Source organism: Chamaesiphon polymorphus CCALA 037 (assembly GCF_003003845.1).
Classification (GTDB): domain Bacteria; phylum Cyanobacteriota; class Cyanobacteriia; order Cyanobacteriales; family Chamaesiphonaceae; genus Chamaesiphon; species Chamaesiphon polymorphus.
In genome coordinates this window covers 1-7,655 of sequence record NZ_PVWO01000276.1, presented here as the reverse complement: position 1 = coordinate 7,655, position 7,655 = coordinate 1, and the positions used below count along the sequence as shown (strand labels likewise).

The following is a 7,655-nucleotide window of genomic DNA, read 5'->3' as shown; positions in this document are numbered from 1 at the left end:
TGTATCATGTCTGGATACCAGGCTGGTAGCATTATTTATGGACTTTCACCATGATTTATACTACAATGTAATCGCACCAGTTTTGTAAGTGTGGTAGGACACTAATCTACTATCCTTCCGGTTGCCTTCACTAAGAAAATAGGTTTCGATTTATTTTTGATGAAGAGTTGTTATGAAAATACAAAATTTATCTCGATCGATTGCAACTAAAAGCAGATAAATTAATACAGGATTTCGGTGTGAAGATAGATATCGTCTGTCTTTGAGACACGATTTGATTTTTGGATGATAATGGAGCTTAGTTAATTACTTGCCCACTTCATCATTCATAAATTTCCCCATGCTGAGTCAACTATTCGACGGTGCTAACTTGTTCGTCTTGCCATTCTGGGCATTAATCATCGTCCTACCCAAATGGGAGATTACCCGCAAAGTAATATCCTCGCCCCTACCATTCATGGCTCTGGCTGGATTGTATTTCTACCTGCTCGTCGTCGCTGTCAACCCCGAATCAGCTCAAGCTCTTGCCAATCCCAAACTAGCTGACATTGCCCGCTTTTTCGCCGATGAAGGGGCTGCTGCTGTCGGTTGGGTACATTTCCTCGTCATGGACTTATTTGTCGGGCGATACATCTATTTAGAAGGGCAAGACAAAGGCATTATTACGACTCATTCGCTGATTTTGGGTCTATTCTTTGGCCCCTTGGGACTATTGTCTCATCTCGTTACGAGCGCGATCGTCACTCGACTCAAAACACCCACGCCAACTTCCGAGCCGGGATAAAACCTCGTATTTCCTTCCCACATAACAAATAGACAATAGCGATATAGCAGTCATAAATCATTTGTGAGATTCGATTTCGCTTTAGTTTTAACCGCAGAGACACAAAGGACGCAGAGAATAGGATAGAAATTCTCATGAATCATTTAGGATCGCTATATATGATGCAAATTATCTAGTCTGCTATCTTTCTATTCACTATCCACTATCCACTATCCACTATCCACTCACTACGATAGATATCTAATTTGACACTGGGAAGGGAGTAGGAAAAATGTGCTGACTGCATGTAGACTGAGGATTGAAAAAATGGGGTGTGAGTCTACAGTATGCAGCAGTTATTTCTGTCCCGTCAGCGAGTCGCCACAGCCTGCGGGTGGTTATTGATGCAATTGTCGATCGCTATGCCGACGCTGGCGCAATCACAAGTTGCTCCACCCCCAGCACTGCCAGCAGTTTGCTCCAGCCAACTCACCACAGCGATTAATGCGATCGTCGATCGACCGGAATTACGCCGTTATCGCTGGGGAATTGTCATCCAGGCATTAAATGGCACGAGTCAGCTTTATAATCGGGATGGCGATCGACTATTCATTCCCGCTTCTAATGTCAAGCTAATTACCACAGCCGTAGCTCTGCGCCAACTCGGTGCGCCGATGCGGCTGCGGACTTCGGTATATCAGCTACCGAGTACTGGCAATAAATTCAATCTGTTGGTGGTAGGTCGAGGCGATCCGAGTTTGACCGTGACTGGTTTAGACTCGATCGCGCAACAACTCAAGCAGCAAGGCAGAGATCGGATCGGACAAATTAGCTTCGACGATGGTTATTTTCGCGGCGAGCCGATTAATGGCGATTGGGAATGGGGCGATTTATCGACCGATTATGCACCACCAATTAATGGTTTGATGCTCGGTCAAAATTCCAATCCGCTCGTCGTCAGTTCGCAACAAATCGGAATGCCGCTGACATATACCTGGAAAGATCCGAGTTTAAATAATTGGCAAGTAGAAAACCAAAGTATAACGGCTCCAGCTACGGAACAAAATACTGTCAATGCGAGTGCAATTTTTGGTAAATCGAAAATTCGCTTGACAGGTAAACTAGCCCTCAATGCTACTCCCACCCAAATCGATCTACCATTAGTCAATCCAGCCGAATCTTTTAGCACTGCCTTTCGTCAAAGTTTATATCGATCGGGCATAACGATCGACAGTACGCAAGTAGTATCGGGACAGAACATTGTTAATCTGTCAGAAATTGCCGCAATTAACTCTCCACCAATTGCCGAACTAATTAACGAAACCAATCAAAAAAGTAATAATGTCTATGCTGAAGTTCTACTAAAATCGATCGGTAGAACTCATCCCGAACATTTTAGCAGTAGTCAAGATACAAGCACCCTAGGCATCGCCCTCTTCAAACAAAATCTCACGGCAATGGGAGTAGATCCGCAAGCATATAGTCTCCGCGATGGATCTGGTTTATCGCGACATAATTTAGTCGCACCGACTGCTTTCGTGCGTGTCTTATCGGCAATGGCAATCTCACCTACCGCCCAAATTTATCGCGAATCTTTACCAGTTGCAGGCATCAGCGGCAGCCTTAAAAATCGGATGAAAGGGACTTTAGCTCAAGGCATTGTCAAAGCAAAAACGGGAAGTTTGAGTGGCGTAGCTAGTCTCTCTGGATATATCAATCCCCCTCAATATTCGCCGCTAGTATTTAGTATTATGTTAAATCAACACGATCGACCCACATCGCAAATGGTCAAGGTTATTGATGAAATTATGGTGGTATTAGCCCGATTGAAGCAGTGTTAACTACACGATCGAGATTATCACCAAGTCAGCATAGCTGCTTTTGTCCAAAGTAAACACTAACTTCAGCCAACAGTGGATCGATCGTTTGCGACTGAATTTGATGGGGTGGGTGCCAATCGATCCATTCATATCCTAAATGTTCGGTAGTAGTAATCGAGGTTTGCGAAGCCACCCAACCTAAGAAAATAATCAAAGTCTTCTCGACAGTCTCATTATTAAACCTAGCGTACTGCGGATAATAAATCGATCGATACTCAAAATCTGGCTCGATCTCGATCTCGCTAGCCGCAATGCCAGTTTCTTCTGTTGTCTCTCTAAGCGCGCACTCTAGATCCGATTCACCAGGCTCGACATGTCCCTTGGGTAAGTCGTACCGTTCGCTATGCTTCATCAATAAGAAAGATTTTTGAGGCTCGGAGCGATCTCCTCGAAATAAAATAAAACCACAGGATTTGATTTGTTGCATAAATCTAAAGATAGAGGGTGTTCATTTTAGGTTTTATCCCTTGTTTGTCACTCTAGGAGAGGTAAAATATAAATAAAGAGCGGAAAAGGAGACAGGGCATATGACACAGCCAAGAACTTCACAACCGACGATTGGTTTCATCGACCAATATTGCAATCAGTATAAAAGTATCTTTCCAGAAGTGAGAAGCTATGAGGCATTCAAGCGAATTATAATTGGAATTATCACACCAAGTCAGCGAAAAAGCTTGTCGAGAATAGCCAAAATAGTTGGACTAGAGCAAGGTCAATCACTACATCATTTTATCACTAGCTCACCTTGGACATCTCAAGAACTAAAGACAGTAAGACTGAAATTAATTCTGGATTGGTTCAAAGGAGAAGCTATCGATATTATCATTGATGAAACAGGAGATCCAAAGAAGGGCACTCATACAGATTATGTCGCTCGGCAGTATTTAGGCAGACTAGGAAAAGTAGACAATGGGATAGTGAGTGTAAATATTTATGGGCTAAAAGATGGAATTGTCTTCCCACTGAGCTTTGAGATATACAAGCCGAAGCAGAGATTACAGCCAGGTGATAAATATCAAAGCAAACCCCAAATAGCTGTTGGATTAGTCAAGGAACTAGTTAAACTAGGACTAAAAATCAAGCGAGTTTTAGCCGATAGTTTATATGGTGAGAGTTCGACTAACTTAATTGGAGCTTTGGAGAAGCTAAAGCTCCAGTTCATGGTATCAATTAGAAGTAATCATGGCGTGTGGATGTTGAAGACTGAAAAAGCGGATGCGAATCGCGCCGAGGTCTCCTCGGCGTGCGTTCGCACCAAGCAGTCAGACAGAATAAATGGCGCAAGTTTGAGCGAGTTTTTAGTGATGGGCATACCGCAACTCGTTATGTGAGTGAAGTGATTTTTGGGCATCGAAGAAGTTATACCTACTGGTATGTCACAACTGACACCAAAACATTGCCAGAAAACAGTACATCTTTTGTGATGACAAATATCCCAGATGTCAGTTACAAAGACATTGGTAATATTTATGGACTGCGAACTTGGGTAGAGTATGGATTTAAACAATGTAAGTCAGAGTTAGGATGGGCAGATTTTACTTTGACTAAATATGCTGACATTGCTAAATGGTGGGAACTGATTTGCTGTGCCTTTCTCTTGATTAGTTCATTGGCACCTTCGCTACCAGCATCTAAACCTGCTCGACTGTCAACTTGCCAAGCTGAATTAGAGAGTTATTTAGCTGCTCATCCCGATTGGCAAATAAAATCTGGATGGAAGTCAATGCTAAATAATATTCAGTTACTATTAGTACCACTTTTAGCTTTTAATTTAGTTAAACCTTGGTTACGGGTTTTTAATAATCCTCTCCTTATTAGGAGTTTTCTTGCTTTGATTTCGCTTGTCAATCTCTGTGCTAATGCCTTTCTCAATCGAGACTTAACTACGATTCATTCATTTTCTTCTGCCTAGAGTGACAAATAAGGGATATTTTTGAGAATTACATATCCTACTCACTAAAAACAGCAGTTTTTCAATAACTCTGAGCCAAGTTATGGTTCAAAATGATGGCTAGAGTGACATGACCAGAAGAGAGCAAGTAAATACGGCGTTGTGACAGAATACGACTAAAAACCTGCAAGATGAGGTTGCAACCCTTGCTCTGAGAAAAATTCAAAATCTGCAATTTGGGCGGTCTTGACTTAAAATTTCAATGAAATAATGTGCCTTTGAGGGCTATCTTGCAGAATTTTACACGTACTCTGGCGCAACAACGCCAAATTGCTGATTTTTAGGTGCGCCAGGAGCGGGAAAAACCACAGCGTTATTGAGTTTGGCGGAGCATTCGTGCTAGGTTTTTGACCGATTTTATCCGATTTCCTTGCACCTGGCTATCTCTCCCCCTCGCTCTTACGCTCTCTCCGTCTAGGTTTTAGCTTTTATTCAGCAAGCCCTATGTATGGTTGGGTAAGTTCCATAATTTCCTCAAAACAGAAGCTTTGGGTTAAATCTTTGAGTTGGATTGCTAGCAATAGATTGGCAGTTGGAATTTGCTCGGCTAATTCTAAAATGATATCCGCATCGACTCGGAGCGCGGCTTGATGGAGTGCGACAATCCAGTCTTGAGGCATTACTTCCAGGTGCTCGGATGCTAGTGCAGGTTTGAGTGTAGAGTCAACTTGACAACTCGCCACTGCGAATTTTTCGACATATTGGTAAGTGATGCCCAAATAATTAGCCATTTTTTCAAAAATGACTGCTTCTTGAAAGGGTTTATGAACGAGATCGTCACATCCTGCTGCCAAAATAGCGGTACGTTCTTCTTCAAACACACTGGCGGTGAGCGCAATAATCTTGGTGCGTTGGGATAATCTGCCTTGAGATTGCCGTTTTGCTTCTTGTCTGCGGATTTGGCGGGTAGCTGCATAGCCATCTAGCAACGGCATTCGCATATCCATCCAGATCGGGGGGGGGTGCCAAGACGACCAGATCTCCACCCCCTCTCGACCATTCTCGGCTGCTCGAACTTCAAAACCGACCCCCGCGAGCAGATCGACCAGCAGCCGACGATTTTCCCAGGAATCTTCCACAATCAGAATGCGAGCAGGCGGTCGATCGGGTGTTAACTTAGTAACCATGTATCGATCTGGTGATTTAGCCTGCTCGACTGCCGAAATAACGGAGGCCACTTGAATGGTAAATCCGAAGGTCGTACCCCGTGGGGATGTCTGCCGAACGCCGATTTCGCCGTCCATGAGGTTGACAAATTCTTGGCTGATTGTCAGTCCTAAACCCGAACCTTGGGGAGACTTTTGCAGCTTGGCAGCTTGAAAAAAGGGATCGAATAACCGATCTAATTCAACGGCGGGAATTCCAGGGCCAGAATCCTCAATTTCAAAGTCTAGCCATTCTCTGGGCGATCGCAGCTTCAATTGGGAGGATGCGGGGAATCGATCGGGTGAGGGCTGCTTTTTGCTGACTCGGAGGCTGACTCGTCCGGTTGTTGTAAATTTAATGGCGTTGCCGACGAGGTTAATGAGTACCTGACGCAGTTTGTGTTCGTCTGTGTGGATGTAGCGGGGTACATCAGGCGATCGCTCCACCACCAGCACCAAGCCTTTCGCTTGCGCCTCGATCTGTAACATTTCCTTGAGCGCACCCAATAAATGGTTCAGATCGAAGCTGGACTCGCTGAGTGTGGCGCGGCCTGCTTCGAGCTGCGCCATCGATAAGACATCATTAATCAAGGTCAATAAGTGTGCGCCACTGCGACTGATAATCGAGAGATACTCCAATTGTCCGGGCGTGGCCGTGGCATCCCGCGCCATAATTTGCGTGAATCCCAGGATGGCATTCAAGGGCGTGCGGAACTCGTGACTCATATTCGCCAGAAATGTCCCTTTCGCTTGGCTGGCTATTTCTGCTTCTTCAGCTTTTTTTTCCAGCCGCTGGCTGTAGGTCTTTAATTGCTGCTGAGAGACTTTGAGTTGCTGTGTCAACCACCGCACCCCAATAAATAAGCCTACTGTCGAGATTAATCCGACTGTAATAATTGTAGTTGCCAATTGTCGGGCAGGGCTGAAGGCTTCGTCCTGACTCATCTCCGCCAACAGCACCAGATTTTGATGCTTGAGCCAGCGATACACGCCCAACACGGGTACACCTGTAGAATTTTGATATAGATCTGCACCACTCTGACCCTGCATTGCCCGATCGATGCCCTGGCTGTGGAGCTGCGGGGAGAAGACTAATGATAAGTCGAGCGGTTCGCGTGAAATCAAGGTATGCTCTCTCACCAGCGAACCGACCAAATAAGTTTCGCCCGTTTTCCCCAACCCCGCTCGCTTCCCCACGACCTCGGCAATTCCTTCAAAATTGAGATCTGCTAAGATTTCGCCCTGCCTTCGACCAGCAGGATCGCGCATGGGCGCAGCCAAGGTAATCGCAGGTCGATCGGTAATCGGCGATCGATAGAGAATGGGGGTAAAGTTACGACCGGGTTCGATTCCTTCCAGGGAGGTGAGATTAGCCGTCACAACATCCTTGCCGAGCAGCGTGGGATCGGTCGAGAGGATGATGCGATTGCGGTTATTTAAGAGTGAGATCCGCTTAAAGCTCGGTTTTAACTTTGTAACGTTGTTAAAGTGGCGCACGAGTTGAGTCTGAGCCGATCGATAATCGGTGGTTCCTACCTCGGAGCGGAGCAGCAGTTTGAAGTTAGCTTGAGTGTCAGGGGATTGACTCAGGATCGCAAAGTCCCGCTCGCGTTCCTCAAACCAACGGTTAATCTCCGCTTCTTTCAGTGTGGCTGCCACCTTGAGTTGGTTAAAGGAAGCCTCTTTCAAGGCTTCGCGGGCGGAAAAGAAGCTGACTCCACCGACGATCGCCACTGTCAGCAACGCCAGGAACAGGATCGTGTTACTGATGTTGGTCAGGCAATTTCGCTTGCGGATCTGCATCGATCGTTTTTCCTAAATTGAGTTCTGATACCAAATCCGCTTCACAAAACCTTCTTTTTCGATCGGAAACCTTGGCAGCCCTCACCCCGCCATCACCTTCGGTTCCGGCTCCC

At 45.5% G+C, this 7,655-nt stretch carries 4 protein-coding genes and 1 pseudogene; 3 read left to right on the top strand and 2 right to left on the bottom strand.

Going from position 1 to position 7,655, the window contains the following annotated elements; genetic code table 11:
• Nucleotides 1–340 precede the first annotated feature (340 nt).
• Nucleotides 341–784, top strand: a complete 444-nt coding sequence (locus C7B77_RS18815; RefSeq protein WP_106308242.1) for an ABA4-like family protein — start codon at nt 341–343, stop codon at nt 782–784.
• A gap of 326 nt (nt 785–1,110) precedes the next feature.
• Nucleotides 1,111–2,604, top strand: coding sequence for a D-alanyl-D-alanine carboxypeptidase/D-alanyl-D-alanine endopeptidase (gene dacB / locus C7B77_RS18810; RefSeq protein ID WP_106308239.1), 1,494 nt, complete (start codon nt 1,111–1,113; stop codon nt 2,602–2,604).
• Between the two features lie 25 nt (nt 2,605–2,629).
• On the opposite strand, the gene C7B77_RS18805 is transcribed toward dacB, so the two are convergent.
• Nucleotides 2,630–3,070, bottom strand: coding sequence for a bis(5'-nucleosyl)-tetraphosphatase (locus C7B77_RS18805; RefSeq protein ID WP_106308236.1), 441 nt, complete (start codon nt 3,068–3,070; stop codon nt 2,630–2,632).
• 100 nt (nt 3,071–3,170) lie between these two features.
• Here C7B77_RS18805 and C7B77_RS18800 point away from each other — a divergent pair.
• A pseudogene (locus C7B77_RS18800) lies at nt 3,171–4,555 on the top strand (IS701 family transposase).
• A gap of 467 nt (nt 4,556–5,022) precedes the next feature.
• On the opposite strand, the gene C7B77_RS18795 reads toward C7B77_RS18800, so the two are convergent.
• Nucleotides 5,023–7,542: a hybrid sensor histidine kinase/response regulator gene (locus C7B77_RS18795; protein WP_106308233.1), complete on the bottom strand. Its 2,520-nt coding sequence runs from the start codon at nt 7,540–7,542 to the stop codon at nt 5,023–5,025.
• Between the last annotated feature and the right edge of the window lie 113 nt (nt 7,543–7,655).

Bases quoted from the DNA above. Each gene is read 5' to 3' on its own strand.
- C7B77_RS18795 (WP_106308233.1), bottom strand. From the start codon at position 7,542: ATGCAGATCCGCAAGCGAAATTGCCTGACCAACATCAGTAACACGATC.
- dacB (WP_106308239.1), top strand. From the start codon at position 1,111: ATGCAGCAGTTATTTCTGTCCCGTCAGCGAGTCGCCACAGCCTGCGGG.
- C7B77_RS18805 (WP_106308236.1), bottom strand. From the start codon at position 3,070: ATGCAACAAATCAAATCCTGTGGTTTTATTTTATTTCGAGGAGATCGC.
- C7B77_RS18815 (WP_106308242.1), top strand. From the start codon at position 341: ATGCTGAGTCAACTATTCGACGGTGCTAACTTGTTCGTCTTGCCATTC.